This window comes from Neorhizobium sp. BETTINA12A (assembly GCF_023006485.1).
In the GTDB taxonomy this organism is placed as follows: Bacteria; Pseudomonadota; Alphaproteobacteria; order Rhizobiales; family Rhizobiaceae; genus Neorhizobium.
This window is the reverse complement of record NZ_JALBGW010000022.1, coordinates 43,369-55,808: the sequence shown is the minus strand read 5'-3', so window position 1 is coordinate 55,808 and position 12,440 is coordinate 43,369. Positions and strand designations below refer to the sequence as shown.

The 12,440-nt window shown below is 62.2% G+C and carries 11 protein-coding genes; 10 read left to right on the top strand and 1 reads right to left on the bottom strand.

Annotated features, from left to right (window positions below):
- The 5 genes from MOV61_RS09205 to MOV61_RS09185 all read left to right on the top strand — a co-directional run.
- Positions 1–808: sensor histidine kinase (locus tag MOV61_RS09205; protein ID WP_247136348.1), on the top strand; the 808-nt coding region annotated here is incomplete at its 5' end.
- A complete protein-coding gene (locus MOV61_RS09200) occupies positions 805–2,175 on the top strand; it encodes a sigma-54 dependent transcriptional regulator (RefSeq protein WP_247136347.1) in 1,371 nt (456 codons plus the stop codon). The genes MOV61_RS09205 and MOV61_RS09200, both read left to right, overlap by 4 nt.
- 211 nt (positions 2,176–2,386) lie before the next feature.
- A complete protein-coding gene (locus tag MOV61_RS09195; RefSeq protein ID WP_247136346.1) occupies positions 2,387–3,370 on the top strand; it encodes a tripartite tricarboxylate transporter substrate binding protein BugD in 984 nt (327 codons plus the stop codon).
- A 195-nt stretch (positions 3,371–3,565) separates the two neighbouring features.
- The gene (locus MOV61_RS09190) at positions 3,566–4,027 is read left to right on the top strand and encodes a tripartite tricarboxylate transporter TctB family protein (protein WP_038545707.1); all 462 of its coding nucleotides are present in this window, start codon (positions 3,566–3,568) and stop codon (positions 4,025–4,027) included.
- Positions 4,028–4,036: 9 nt separating this feature from the next.
- Positions 4,037–5,542 carry a tripartite tricarboxylate transporter permease gene (locus MOV61_RS09185; protein ID WP_247136345.1) on the top strand — a complete coding sequence of 502 codons (1,506 nt, stop codon included), beginning with the start codon at positions 4,037–4,039 and terminating at the stop codon, positions 5,540–5,542.
- Positions 5,543–5,617: 75 nt separating this feature from the next.
- Here the strand turns inward: MOV61_RS09185 and MOV61_RS09180 are convergent, their stop codons facing one another.
- Positions 5,618–6,670 carry a LacI family transcriptional regulator gene (locus MOV61_RS09180; RefSeq protein WP_247136344.1) on the bottom strand — a complete coding sequence of 351 codons (1,053 nt, stop codon included), beginning with the start codon at positions 6,668–6,670 and terminating at the stop codon, positions 5,618–5,620.
- A 266-nt stretch (positions 6,671–6,936) separates the two neighbouring features.
- Here MOV61_RS09180 and MOV61_RS09175 point away from each other — a divergent pair, with 266 nt between their 5' ends.
- The 5 genes from MOV61_RS09175 (at position 6,937) to MOV61_RS09155 (ending at position 12,374) form a co-directional block, all read left to right on the top strand.
- A complete protein-coding gene (locus tag MOV61_RS09175) occupies positions 6,937–8,187 on the top strand; it encodes an ABC transporter substrate-binding protein (RefSeq protein ID WP_247136352.1) in 1,251 nt (416 codons plus the stop codon).
- A 112-nt stretch (positions 8,188–8,299) separates the two neighbouring features.
- Positions 8,300–9,226 carry a carbohydrate ABC transporter permease gene (locus MOV61_RS09170; protein WP_247136343.1) on the top strand — a complete coding sequence of 309 codons (927 nt, stop codon included), beginning with the start codon at positions 8,300–8,302 and terminating at the stop codon, positions 9,224–9,226.
- Positions 9,223–10,104, top strand: a complete 882-nt coding sequence (locus MOV61_RS09165) for a carbohydrate ABC transporter permease (protein ID WP_038545695.1) — start codon at positions 9,223–9,225, stop codon at positions 10,102–10,104. The genes MOV61_RS09170 and MOV61_RS09165 overlap by 4 nt, the downstream gene beginning before the upstream one ends.
- 6 nt (positions 10,105–10,110) lie before the next feature.
- Entirely contained in the window at positions 10,111–11,217 is a 1,107-nt protein-coding gene (locus MOV61_RS09160; protein ID WP_247136342.1) for an ABC transporter ATP-binding protein, read from the top strand.
- Between the two features lie 356 nt (positions 11,218–11,573).
- A complete protein-coding gene (locus MOV61_RS09155; RefSeq protein WP_309493795.1) occupies positions 11,574–12,374 on the top strand; it encodes a BON domain-containing protein in 801 nt (266 codons plus the stop codon).
- The last annotated feature ends 66 nt before the right edge of the window (positions 12,375–12,440 follow it).

The following is a 12,440-nucleotide window of genomic DNA, read 5'->3' as shown; positions in this document are numbered from 1 at the left end:
CACCGCCGATCTCGCCCGCGTCAACAGCCGCATCGAGGAGGAGATCGCCGAACGGCGGCTCACCGAACAGCGGCTGAGACAGACCCAGGCGGACCTCATCCAGGCCGGCAAGCTCGCCGGCCTCGGCCAGATGTCGGCGGCCCTGTCGCACGAACTCAACCAGCCGCTCGCCGCCGCCAAGACCTATGCGGAGACGACCGGCGTGCTGATCGATCTCGGACGGACCGACGAGGCGCGGGACAATGTCCGGCGCATTTCAGCGCTCATCGACCGGATGGCCTCGATCAGCCGACACCTGCGCAACTTCGCCCGCAAGCCGAACGAAAAGCTCGGGCCTGTCGCGCTCGACGATGTGATGCGCGACACGCTGGAGATCGTCGCGGCGCGCCTGAAGGCGGCGGATGCGGAACTGGACATTGAGATCGATCCCAATACTCCCGCGGTGAAGGCAGGCGCGGTGCGGCTTCAACAGGTGCTGGTCAACATCATCACCAATGCCGCCGATGCCGTTGAAGGCCTTGACGACCGGCGCATCTCCGTCTCCGCCAGCCAAACGGATGGCAAGGTCCTTGTCTCGGTGCGCGATCGCGGGCCCGGCGTCGCCGCGGCTATTCACGAACGCATCTTCGATCCGTTCTTCACGACCAAAGGTGTCGGCAGGGGCCTGGGGCTGGGGCTGTCGATCTCCTACAACATCATCAAGGATTTCGGCGGCAGCTTGAGCGTTGCCGATCATCCGGAAGGCGGCGCGGTCCTCCTGATCGAACTCGAAGTTGCCGACGGCAATCTTCTGGAGGCAGCTGAGTGAGCGAGCAAAGAGTTCTGCTGGTCGACGACGAGGAGGAACTGCGCCGTTCGACGGCGCAGGCGCTGGAACTTTTCGGCCTGTCAGTCCAGACCTTTTCCAATGCCGATCATGTGCTGGAGCTGACCGGTTTCGGCTTCGATGGCGTCGTCGTCAGCGATATCCGCATGCCGGGCACCGACGGCATGACGCTGCTTCAGAAGATCCGCGAGCTCGATGCGGAGATCCCGGTCATCCTGGTCACCGGTCATGGCGACGTGCAGCTTGCGGTCAAGGCCATGCGGGAAGGCGCCTACGATTTTCTCGAAAAGCCGTTCACGCCGCAACATCTCGCCGGCATCATCCGGCGCGCGCTCGACCGGCGCAGCCTGGTGCTGGAAAACCGCCGCTTAAGGGCCGTCGCCGGCAAGCGCGACGATGTCGAAGCCCGGCTTCCGGGTCGCACCCAGGTCATGGTCGATCTGCGCTACAGGATCCGTGCCATCGGCGCCACGGATGCCGATACGCTGATCATCGGCGAAACCGGTGCCGGCAAGGAAGTGGTGGCACGGGCGCTGCACGACATCAGTTCTCGCGCCAACAAGCCCTTCATCGCCATCAATTGTGCGGCTCTTCCCGACAACCTGATCGAGAGCGAGCTTTTCGGCCATGAGGCCGGCGCCTTTCCAGGAGCGCTCAGGCCGCGCTACGGCAAGTTCGAACACGGCCGCGGCGGCACGATCCTGCTCGACGAGATCGGGTCCATGCCGGTCGACCTGCAGGCGAAGTTCCTGCGCGTGCTGCAGGAGCGGGTGATCACCCGGCTCGGTTCGAACGAGACCGTGCCGCTCGACGTGCGTTTTATCGCCACCAGCAAGGTGGATCTGGAAGCGGAAGTGGCGGCTGGCCGGTTCCGCGCCGACCTCCTTTACAGGCTCAATGTCGCGACTATCCATGTGCCGTCGCTGGCACAGCGGCGGGCGGATATTCCGCTGCTCTTTCTCCAACTCGTGCGGGAGGCAGCGGCGCGCTATGGCCGCGAGGACTTGGACGTACCGGCCGAGATGACCTCCGCCATCGCCCAGCGCGACTGGCCGGGCAATGTCCGGGAACTGCGCAATGCTGCCGATCGGCTGGTGCTGGGTCTCGATCCGAAGCCGGGCGAAACCGGCGGTGCAAAGGATGGGGCAGGGCGGCTCGCCGACAAGGTCGCCGCTTTCGAGCGCAACCTGATTGCCGGCGAGATCGCAGCGCATGGGGGCGCACTCAGGCCGGTCTACGAATCCCTCGGCATCTCGCGCAAGACGCTCTACGAGAAGATGCAGAAATACGGGCTGGACAAGAAGTTGCTCGGTCCGGAACACATGCTGCAGGATGACAGGGAGCGCTGATTGCGAGCTGCATGTGTGGAAATCCACCCATGCTTTTTGCGAATTGTTTCCGAATCCACCCATGCTGCGTCGCGGTATTCGCTGAAATGGCGCTTTGTGGCTTCCACAACGATTGCGCGTGCTCCGCGCCCTGCCGCAAATAGTGCTCAGGTTGGCGCCGGAGGAAATTTTGGGCGTCCACTGGTCCACATTTCATCCTGGAGGAGCCCCGATGAAAATCCTGAACGCCGTTATCGGCGCAACCGCTCTTGCGGCGCTTTCCCTTTTCGCCGCTTCCGCCAACGCCGCCGGTTATCCGGAGCGCCAGATCACCATGATCGTGCCGTTCGCGGCCGGCGGCCCGACAGACACCGTGGCGCGTCTCGTCGCCGAGTCGATGTCGAAGGATCTCGGCCAGCAGATCGTCGTCGAAAATGTCGGCGGCGCCGGCGGCACCCTCGGCGCGGCGCGCGTCGCCAATGCCGAAGCGGACGGCTACACCGTTCTCCTGCACCATATCGGCATGGCGACCAGTGCCTCGCTCTATCGCAAGCTGCCCTATGACACGCTGAACGCCTTCGACTATGTCGGCCTCGTCACCGACGTTCCGATGACGCTCCTCGCCCGCAAGGACATGCCGGCGAACGACCTCAAGGGTCTCATCGAATATGCCAAGGCCAACAGCGACAAGGTGACGGTTGCAAATGCCGGCATCGGCGCCGCCTCGCATCTGTGCGGCATGCTGTTCATGAGCTCGATCAAGACGTCGCTCGTCACCGTCCCCTACAAGGGCACGGGTCCGGCGATGACCGATCTTCTCGGCGGTCAGGTCGACATCATGTGCGACCAGACCACCAACACCACGAAGCAGATCCAGGGCGGCACGGTGAAGGCCTATGCGGTCACCTCTCCGGAACGTCTCGGCGTCCTGAAGGACATTCCGACCGTCAAGGAAGCGGGCCTTCCGGACATGCAGGTCGGTATCTGGCATGGTCTCTATGCGCCGAAAGGCACCCCGAAGGATGCGGTCGACAAGCTCAACAAGGCTCTCAAGTCTGCGTTGAAGAGCCCGAACGTCGCCGCCCGCTTCGCCGAACTTGGCACCGTGCCTTCGCCCGACAACGACGTCACCCCGGCGGCGCTGAAGGCTAAGCTCGAAGGCGAAATCGCTCGCTGGAAGCCGGTCATCCAGGCCGCCGGCCAGTACGCGGACTAAGGTGTCCGTCGGCGGCCGCCCCTCATCCGGCTGCCGTCACCTTCTCCCCGTTTTGACCGGGAGAAGGGATATGCTGCACCGTTACCGCCATCCTCGGACGATGGATCGGGCACGTTCCCTCTCTCCCCGCAGGCGGGAGAGAGGGTGAGGGGCAACCCCCTCTGCCCGTGCCTCCTCCAGCCTATCGGAGACACCATGAATTCCCTGAAATTCGATACTGCCAATCTGATCTGCGGGCTGCTGCTGATCGCGACGGGCCTGTTTTTCGCCTACCAGTCGTTCGAGCTCGAACTGGGTACGGCGCTGCGTATGGGGCCTGGCTATTTCCCGTTCATCCTCGCCTGCGCGCTCGTCCTGTTCGGCGCGATCATCCTCATCCAGTCGATGCGGGTGGATGGAGGGCCGATCGGAGCGCTCGCCTGGCGCGGCATGTTCTTCATCCTGCCGGCGCCGATCTTCTTCGGGCTCACAGTCCGTGGCCTCGGCTTCGTGCCGTCGATCTTCGTCACAGCGCTGATTGCGTCCTTTGCCTCGGGACGCATGAAACCGCTCATGGCACTGGTCCTGTCGGCGGCGCTGACCCTCTTTTCGGTCGCCGTCTTCAGTTATGGCCTCGGCCTCCCGTTTCGCCGTTTCGGGCCCTGGCTCGGTAATTGAGGTTGAGTGATGGATCTCTTCAATAATCTCGCGCTGGGTTTTGCGACCGCGACGTCGCTGGAGAACCTGTTCTTCTGCCTGATCGGGGTGCTCCTCGGCACCCTGATCGGCGTGCTTCCCGGTATCGGCGCCACGGCGACGATCGCCATGCTGTTGCCGATCACGTTCCAGCTCGAGCCGGTTTCGTCGCTGATCATGCTTGCCGGCATCTATTACGGTGCGCAATACGGCGGTTCCACCACGGCGATCCTGATCAACATGCCGGGCGAATCCTCGTCGGCCGTCACCGCCATCGACGGTTACCAGATGGCGCGCAAGGGCAAGGCCGGCGCCGCACTGGCGATCGCCGCGATCGGCTCTTTCTTCGCCGGCACGGTTTCGACCTTCCTGGTGGCGATCTTCGCGCCGCCGCTTACCCAGATCGCGCTCAAGTTCGGAGCGGCGGAATATTTCTCGCTGATGGTGGTCGGTCTCGTATCCTCGATCGCGCTTGCCCACGGTTCGATCCTCAAGGCGCTTGCCATGGTCGCGCTTGGCCTGCTGCTCGGCCTCGTCGGTACCGACATCTATACAGGCACACCGCGTTTCACGCTCGGCATTCGTGAATATGCGGACGGGCTGAATTTCGTGGCGGTTGCGGTCGGCGTGTTCGGCATCGCGGAAATCCTCCGTAATCTCGAAAACGAAAAGACGCGTTCGGTCCTGATGGCCAAGGTCAGCGGTCTGATGCCGAGCCGCGAGGATTTCAAGGCCATGGTCGGGCCGGTTCTGCGCGGCACGGCCATCGGCTCGATCCTCGGCATCCTGCCGGGCGGCGGCGCGATCCTTGCAGCATTTGCTTCCTACACGGTGGAAAAGAAGGTTTCGAAACATCCGGAAGAATTCGGCCACGGCGCCGTTGCCGGCGTCGCCGGTCCGGAATCGGCCAACAATGCCGGTGCGCAGACCTCGTTCATTCCGCTGCTCACCCTCGGCATTCCGGCGAACCCCGTCATGGCGCTGATGGTCGGCGCGATGATCATCCAGGGCATCGTGCCCGGCCCGAACGTCGCGACCGAGCAGCCCGCTCTGTTCTGGGGCATCATCGCCTCGATGTGGATCGGCAACCTGATGCTCGTGGTGCTCAACCTGCCGCTGATCGGGCTGTGGGTGAAGCTGCTGACCATCCCCTATTACGTGCTGTTCCCGATCATCATGGCCTTCTGTGCCATCGGGGTCTACAGCGTCAATTCCAACGTCTACGATCTCTACGCCGTCGCCTTCTTCGGCCTCATCGGCTACGCGCTGGTGAAGCTCCGCTGCGAACCGGCGCCGCTGCTACTCGGCTTCGTGCTCGGCCCGTTGCTGGAAGAGAACCTCAGGCGGGCGATGATCCTTTCGCGGGGAGATCCGACGACGTTCGTCACGCGTCCCATCAGCGCGGGCCTCCTCTTCCTCGCAGCCCTCGTCCTCGTCGTCGTCTTCCTGCCGAGTGTGAAGAAGAAGCGCGAGCAGGTCTTCGTCGAAGAGGACTGAGAAGCCGCGGACAGCGCGGCGCTGAAACTCTTCGCATGACTTCCTGACGGGTCATGCGGACGGCGCTCCGGGCGGTCAAACCGTCTGGAGCGCCTGCAATTCCTGGATAGGGGCGGGACCGGCAATCCGCTTCAGCAGCAGCTTGCCCATCAGCAGGCCCGCTTCTGTCAGGTCCTCATAGATCGTCTCGACGCGGGGGCGGATCTGATCGAACAGGCCCGAAGTCTGCTTGGCCACCAGCCTGATATCCTGGCCGAGTTCGAGTTGGTGGTCGTAGACGGATGCCATGACGGCGAGCGCCGACACTTCACCACCGCAGATATAACCGTCCGGGCGCTCAGGCTCGGCCATCCGACGGAACAGATAATCACGGATATCGTCCGACTTGCTGTCGAGCGTGACGCCCTTGGCGATCTCGAAGCCGACGCCTTCCTCGCGCACCGCCGTCATGAAGCCGTGACGTAGATGATGAGCGAAGGTGAAGCGCTCCGGCGGCAGGATGATCGAGAGCTTTCTCGCACCCGCGGCGATCAGCTTTTTTGCGGCCTTGTAAGCGAAGCTGTAATTGTCGTAGTCGACGAATGGGTGAGCGGTGGCAAGCTCGGTGCGGCCATGACAGATGAACGGAAAATTGTTCTCCATCAAAAGCTTGACTCGTTCGTCCGCCGGTTCGGTGCGGGTGAAGACGATGCCGTCGGCCATGCGGTTGCGCATGATGTGGCGCACCGGGTCGATCTGCGGCGTATCGGAAAAATGCGGCGTGATGACAAGATGATAGGCCGTGCCGCGCAGGGCTTCGGTCAGCCCGTTGATCATCGAGGTGGCATAACCGAGGATTTCCTCGTGCGGATCGAGGACCAGGCTGATGACATTGGTGCGGCCGGTGCGCAGGCGCTGCGCTGCCCGGTCCGGCAGGTAGCCGATATCGGCTGCGACCTTGCGGACGCGCTGACGTGTTTCGAGCGCGATCTGCGGCGCATCGGCAAGCGCGTGCGATACGGTCGTGACCGCAAGTCCCGTCAGTTCGGCGATCGTCTTCAAGGTAGGCTTTGCATCAACGCGGGGCTTTTCGGTTGCCCGCTGCGACTTCGCCCGCCGACCCTTGTCCCCCAGGTCTTCCAGCGACATATCCTCTTCTCCTCCGTTCCCGCCCAAAAACCGGAGCGAGCCTCATCTATATCGTTGCAAATCTTGCGGAAGTCGCCAGGGATTTTTCTCGGATCCTGAGGAAAATTTGGCCATTCTATAAATTTGCAAGTTTTTTCATCACGTTAACTGCGGCCACCCCGATATCAAAAACTCCTCCGACCGGGTTGACACCGACAGCAATTATATCGTTATAAATCGCCATATCCGGAGAGGAGCCCGGATGCAAAGGGAGATTCTCAATGAATATTCGAATGATTGCCAAACTTGCCGCCGGTGCGGCCCTTATCGCCATGACCGCCGGTGCCGCCAAGGCCGCAGAACAGGTCGAAGTCCTGCACTGGTGGACTTCGGGTGGCGAAGCCGCAGCGCTCAACGTGCTGAAGGAAAACCTGCAGAAGCAGGGCGTCGCCTGGAAGGACATGCCGGTCGCCGGTGGTGCAGGTTCCGCCGCCATGACCGCGCTGCGCGCCCGTGTTACGGCCGGCGACCCGCCGACCGCCGTTCAGTTGCTCGGCTTCGACCTGAAGGACTGGGCCGAAATGGGCGTCGCCGCAAACCTCGACGACCTCGCCAAGAAGGAAGGCTGGGACAAGGTTATCCCGGCCGCTCTCCAGAACTTCTCGAAGTATGATGGCCACTGGATCGCTGCTCCGGTGAACATCCACTCCACCAACTGGCTGTGGATCAACAAGGCTGCTCTCGACAAGGCCGGCGGCAAGGTTCCGACCAATATCGCCGAACTCATCACGCTGCTCGACGCCTTCAAGGGCCAGGGCCTCACCGCCCTCGCTCACGGCGGCGTTCCGTGGCAGGACGGCACGCTCTGGGAAGCCGTCGTGCTTTCGACCGGCGGTCCGGAATTCTACAAGAAGGCCGTTCTCGATCTCGATCCGGCCGCACTTTCCGGCGATACGATGAAGAAGGTCTTCGACACGATGTCGAAGCTGCGCACCTATTTCGACCCGAACTTCTCCGGCCGCGAATGGAACCTCTCGACCGCCCTCGTCATCGAAGGCAAGGCCGGGGCTCAGGAAATGGGCGACTGGTCGAAGGGCGAGTGGCTGCGCGCCAACAAGAAGCCAGGCACGGACTTCGTCTGCATCCGCTTCCCCGGCACCCAGGGCTCGGTCCTCTTCAACGCCGACCAGTTCATGATGTTCAACGTTGGCGGCGACGCCGAAAAGGCTCAGTTCAAGATGGCTTCGGCCGTCGAAGATCCGGCCTTCCAGATCGCCTTCAACACCGTCAAGGGTTCGGTTCCTGCCCGTACCGACGTCTCGAACGAAAAGTTCGACGAGTGCGGCAAGAAAGGCATGGCGGACCTGACGGAAGCTTCTTCCAAGGGCACGCTGATGGGCTCGCTCGCCCATGGTTACGCTCAGCCGGCTGCCATCAAGGAAGCCATGCTCGACGTCATCACCCAGCACCTCAACGGCCAGCTCACCACCGAAGCAGCGCTGAAGCGCCTGCCGGAAGCGGTGAAGGCTGCCAAGTGACCGCGTTTCCGCGAAAGTTCTGACATCCGAGTGGCCGGGATAATCTCCCGGCCACTTTTCAAATTCCGGCTTGCCGGTCTATTTTTCTGTCTGGTATCTGCCGGAGGTCATCATGACGACAATCGAACCGGTTCCCGTGCTTGAGCCGCACAGAGAGCGCCGCTCCATTGCGGACGGAGTGCGCAACGCTCTGCCGAAGATCGTGCTGGCGCCGTCGTTTGCGGTGATCCTCGTCTTTGTCTACGGCTTCATCCTCTGGACGGTCTACCTTTCGTTCACGACCTCACGCATCCTGCCGGTCTACAAATGGGGCGGTTTCGACGCTTATTTCCGCCTCTGGTCGCAGCCGAACTGGTATGTGGCGATGCAGAACCTGGCGATCTTCGGGGTTCTCTATATCGGCATCTGCATCATCCTCGGGCTCGGCATCGCGATCCTCATGGATCAGAGGATCCGCGCCGAAGGCCTGCTCAGGCCGATCTTCCTCTACCCGATGGCGCTCTCCTTCGTCGTCACCGGCACGGCCTGGAAATGGTTTCTCAACCCCGGCCTCGGGCTTGAGAACACCATGCACAATCTCGGCTGGACGAGCTTCAAGTTCGACTGGCTGGTCAATCCCAAGATGGCGATCTACACCGTCGTGATCGCCGGCGTCTGGCAGGCTTCGGGTTTCGTGATGGCGATGTTCCTGGCCGGTCTTCGCGGCATCGACGGCGAGATCATCAAGGCCGCCCAGATCGACGGCGCCTCGACGGTATCGATCTATCGCCGGATTATCATCCCGCTGCTGCGGCCCGTCTTCCTTTCCGCCTTCATCGTGCTCGCGCATATGGCGATCAAGTCCTACGACCTGGTCATCGCGCTGACCGGCGGCGGACCGGGCAATGCAACCGAGCTGCCGTCGACCTTCATGTATTCCTACACGTTTACGCGCAACCAGATGGCCGTCGGATCGGCGAGCGCCGTGATGATGCTGATGGGGATCACTGCCATCATCGTGCCCTATCTCTATTCGGAGCTTCGGGAGAAGCAGTCATGAGCGCGACACAAGAAACCGTCAGCGCCGGCGGCGCCCGCACCGTCCGTTATTTCATTTATGCCGCGCTGGTCATCCTGGCCCTCGTTTATCTTCTGCCGCTCTATGTCATGCTGTCGACGTCCCTGAAGTCGCTCGACGAAATCCGCGGCGGCGACATGCTGGCGCTGCCGCGCGATCCCTCGGTCGCCGCCTGGGTGCGCGCCTGGGGCGAGGCCTGCATCGGGGTCAGCTGCGTTGGCATTAAGGGGTATTTCTGGAATTCCATCAAGATGGTCGTTCCGGCGGTTCTGATCTCGACCCTGCTCGGTGCGCTCAACGGCTATGTGCTGACCAAGTGGCGTTTCCCGGGCCACAAGCTGATGTTCGGCATGATGCTGTTTGCCTGCTTCATTCCGTTCCAGGCGGTCCTGATCCCGATGGCGCGCGTGCTTGGCACGTTTGGGCTCTCGAACTCCACCACGGGCCTCGTTATCGTTCATGTGATCTACGGCCTCGGCTTCACGACGCTGTTCTTCCGCAACTATTATGAAGCCTTCCCGGACGAGCTGGTAAAGGCCGCGATGATCGACGGTGCCGGGTTCTTCCGGATCTTCTGGCGCATCCTGCTGCCGAGTTCCGGACCGATCATCGTCGTGACGATCATCTACCAGTTCACCAATATCTGGAACGATTTCCTGTTCGGCGTGTCCTTCTCATCCGGCACGTCCTCGCCGATGACGGTGGCGCTCAACAACCTCGTTGCCTCCTCCACCGGCGTCAAGGAATACAATGTCGATATGGCGGCTGCCGTGTTCGCAGCGCTTCCGACGCTGTTCGTCTATGTCGTCGCCGGACGCTATTTCGTGCGTGGCCTGATGGCCGGCGCAGTCAAGGGATAACCGCACATGAGCTTTCTTGAAATCAAGGATATTCGCAAGAAGATCGGCAATAACGAGATCCTGAAGGGCATCAATATCGAGCTCGAAAAGGGCGGCTTCCTGGTTCTCGTCGGCCCGTCTGGCTGCGGCAAGTCGACCCTGCTCAACGCGATCGCCGGCCTGCTGCCGCCGTCGTCGGGCGACATCGTCATCGACGGCCAGGTGGTCAACGACCTGCATCCGTCGAAGCGTGATATCGCCATGGTCTTCCAGTCCTACGCGCTCTATCCGAACATGACGGTGGAACAGAACATCGCGTTCGCGCTGGAAATGCGCGGCGTCGAGAAGACGCAGCGCGAGGCAGCCGTCAAGCAGGTCGCAAAGACGCTGCAGATCGAGCATCTCCTGAAGCGCCGTCCAAGCCAGCTTTCCGGTGGCCAGCGCCAGCGCGTCGCCATGGGCCGGGCGCTGGTTCGCCAGCCGCGCGTCTTCCTGTTCGACGAGCCACTCTCCAATCTCGATGCCAAGTTGCGCGTCGAAGTGCGCGCCGAAATCAAGGCGTTGCACCAGAATACCCACGCGACGATCGTCTACGTCACCCATGACCAGATCGAGGCGATGACGCTTGCCACCAAGATCGTCGTTCTGAAAGAGGGCATGGTGCAGCAGGTCGGCACGCCGGCGGAAATCTATGGCCGCCCGGCCAATCTCTTCGTCGCCGATTTCATGGGCTCGCCGGCGATGAACATGCTGAAGGGCAAGGTGTCCGGCGCCAATGGCCAGCAGAGCATTGCGCTGTTCGGCAATGAAGGCGTCAAGGTCGCGATGCCGCCTTCCGTGACCACCAGCCTTCCGGATGGCAAGGACGTTATTCTCGGCCTGCGCCCGGAGACGATCACCGATGCCGGTCTCGTCGATCCGCACGCACGCGCCACCGCCCAGATCGAGGCGGAAGTCACGATGATCGAGCCGACCGGCTCCGATACCTTCGTCACCGGCAGGCTTGACGGCGCCACCTTCACCGCCCGTACCCGTTCCGACGTACATGTCGAGCTCGGCCAGAAGTTCCCCTTCGCTTTCAATCTCGACAAGGCCGTCGTCTTCGATCCGGAGACGACCAGCCGTATCGATTGAGCCGGCAGGCGAGTTTGACCTGCGGCCTCTTTTGATATCTTCGAGCGCTCCAAGCTGTATTCGGAGCGCGCTCGCGGACCAGAAGCAAGTTCATCGCGATCGCCTGCTGCAGCTACGGGCAAATCTCTCGGCCAAGCCGAAGGCCGTACCACCGATTTCCGGTGCCGTCATCCACACTGACCTGCGGACATTGCTGCCGGTGAAACTCTCCCTGGCGTCTCCATGGTCGTGGCCGTCTCCTCCGATTGAGCCCCCTGCATTTCCTCAGAAAACGCGGAACAATCCCGGACAGGCGGGGTTGAATCAGCGTCCTGTGCGAAACGGGACCAAACCAGACCAGACCGAGGAGACAGACAATGGCCAGTGGAAACTATTCCCAATCGGGCGGGTATCGAAATGACCGGATGCGTGACGAGCGCGATTTTGCGCGCGAGTCGTCCAGCGATTACCGTCCCGGCGATACGGGTTATGTGCGTGGTTTCAGCGACGATCTGCGCAGCGGCGATGCAAATCGGGAGGACGGCGATCGTTCGCGGTTTTCCCGCTACGGCCGCAGCGAACAATGGGCTTCCGATGACGGCGGGTTCGAGGCCGGTTATGGCGACTCGGACCGCTCGCAGGCCTGGGCTCGTGAATCCTATCGCGGCCGGCCTTCGTCGTTCAGCTACGAGCCCGGCCGCAACCGTGTCAACCAGGCCTATGGTGACCGTTACGGTTCGGACTATCGTTTCGGCGGCGAAAGCCGTTCCGGTTCGGACAGTCGCGTCCGCGGATCGGAAGACTATGGCCGCAGACGCGGCTTCGTAGAGCGGGCCGGCGATGAGGTCGCCTCCTGGTTCGGCGACGAAGACGCCGAACATCGCCGGATGATGGATGAGCACCGCGGCAAGGGGCCGAAGGGCTATCAGCGCTCCGATGCCCGTATCGAGGAGGACGTCAACGATCGCCTCAGCGACGATCCGGTGCTGGACGCATCCAATATCACCGTGACCGTCCAGAGCGCCGAAGTGACGCTCGACGGTTTCGTGTCGAGCCGCTGGGACAAGCGGCGAGCAGAGGATCTGGTGGACGATGTTTCCGGCGTCCGGCATGTGCAGAACAACCTGCGAGTCAACAATAGTTCGACCGATACGCTGGCGGGTTCGACCACTGTCTGATCGGTTGAACCATGCGTCAGGCCGCTGTCGGCGGCCTGACTTCGTTGGGGCCTGACTTCATTCGGG

Coding starts and splice junctions, on each gene's coding strand:
- MOV61_RS09190 (WP_038545707.1), top strand. CDS start 3,566: ATGAATTCCCTGAAATTCGATACTGCCAATCTGATCTGCGGGCTGCTG.
- MOV61_RS09165 (WP_038545695.1), top strand. CDS start 9,223: ATGAGCGCGACACAAGAAACCGTCAGCGCCGGCGGCGCCCGCACCGTC.
- MOV61_RS09195 (WP_247136346.1), top strand. CDS start 2,387: ATGAAAATCCTGAACGCCGTTATCGGCGCAACCGCTCTTGCGGCGCTT.
- MOV61_RS09160 (WP_247136342.1), top strand. CDS start 10,111: ATGAGCTTTCTTGAAATCAAGGATATTCGCAAGAAGATCGGCAATAAC.
- MOV61_RS09155 (WP_309493795.1), top strand. CDS start 11,574: ATGGCCAGTGGAAACTATTCCCAATCGGGCGGGTATCGAAATGACCGG.
- MOV61_RS09180 (WP_247136344.1), bottom strand. CDS start 6,670: ATGTCGCTGGAAGACCTGGGGGACAAGGGTCGGCGGGCGAAGTCGCAG.
- MOV61_RS09170 (WP_247136343.1), top strand. CDS start 8,300: ATGACGACAATCGAACCGGTTCCCGTGCTTGAGCCGCACAGAGAGCGC.
- MOV61_RS09185 (WP_247136345.1), top strand. CDS start 4,037: ATGGATCTCTTCAATAATCTCGCGCTGGGTTTTGCGACCGCGACGTCG.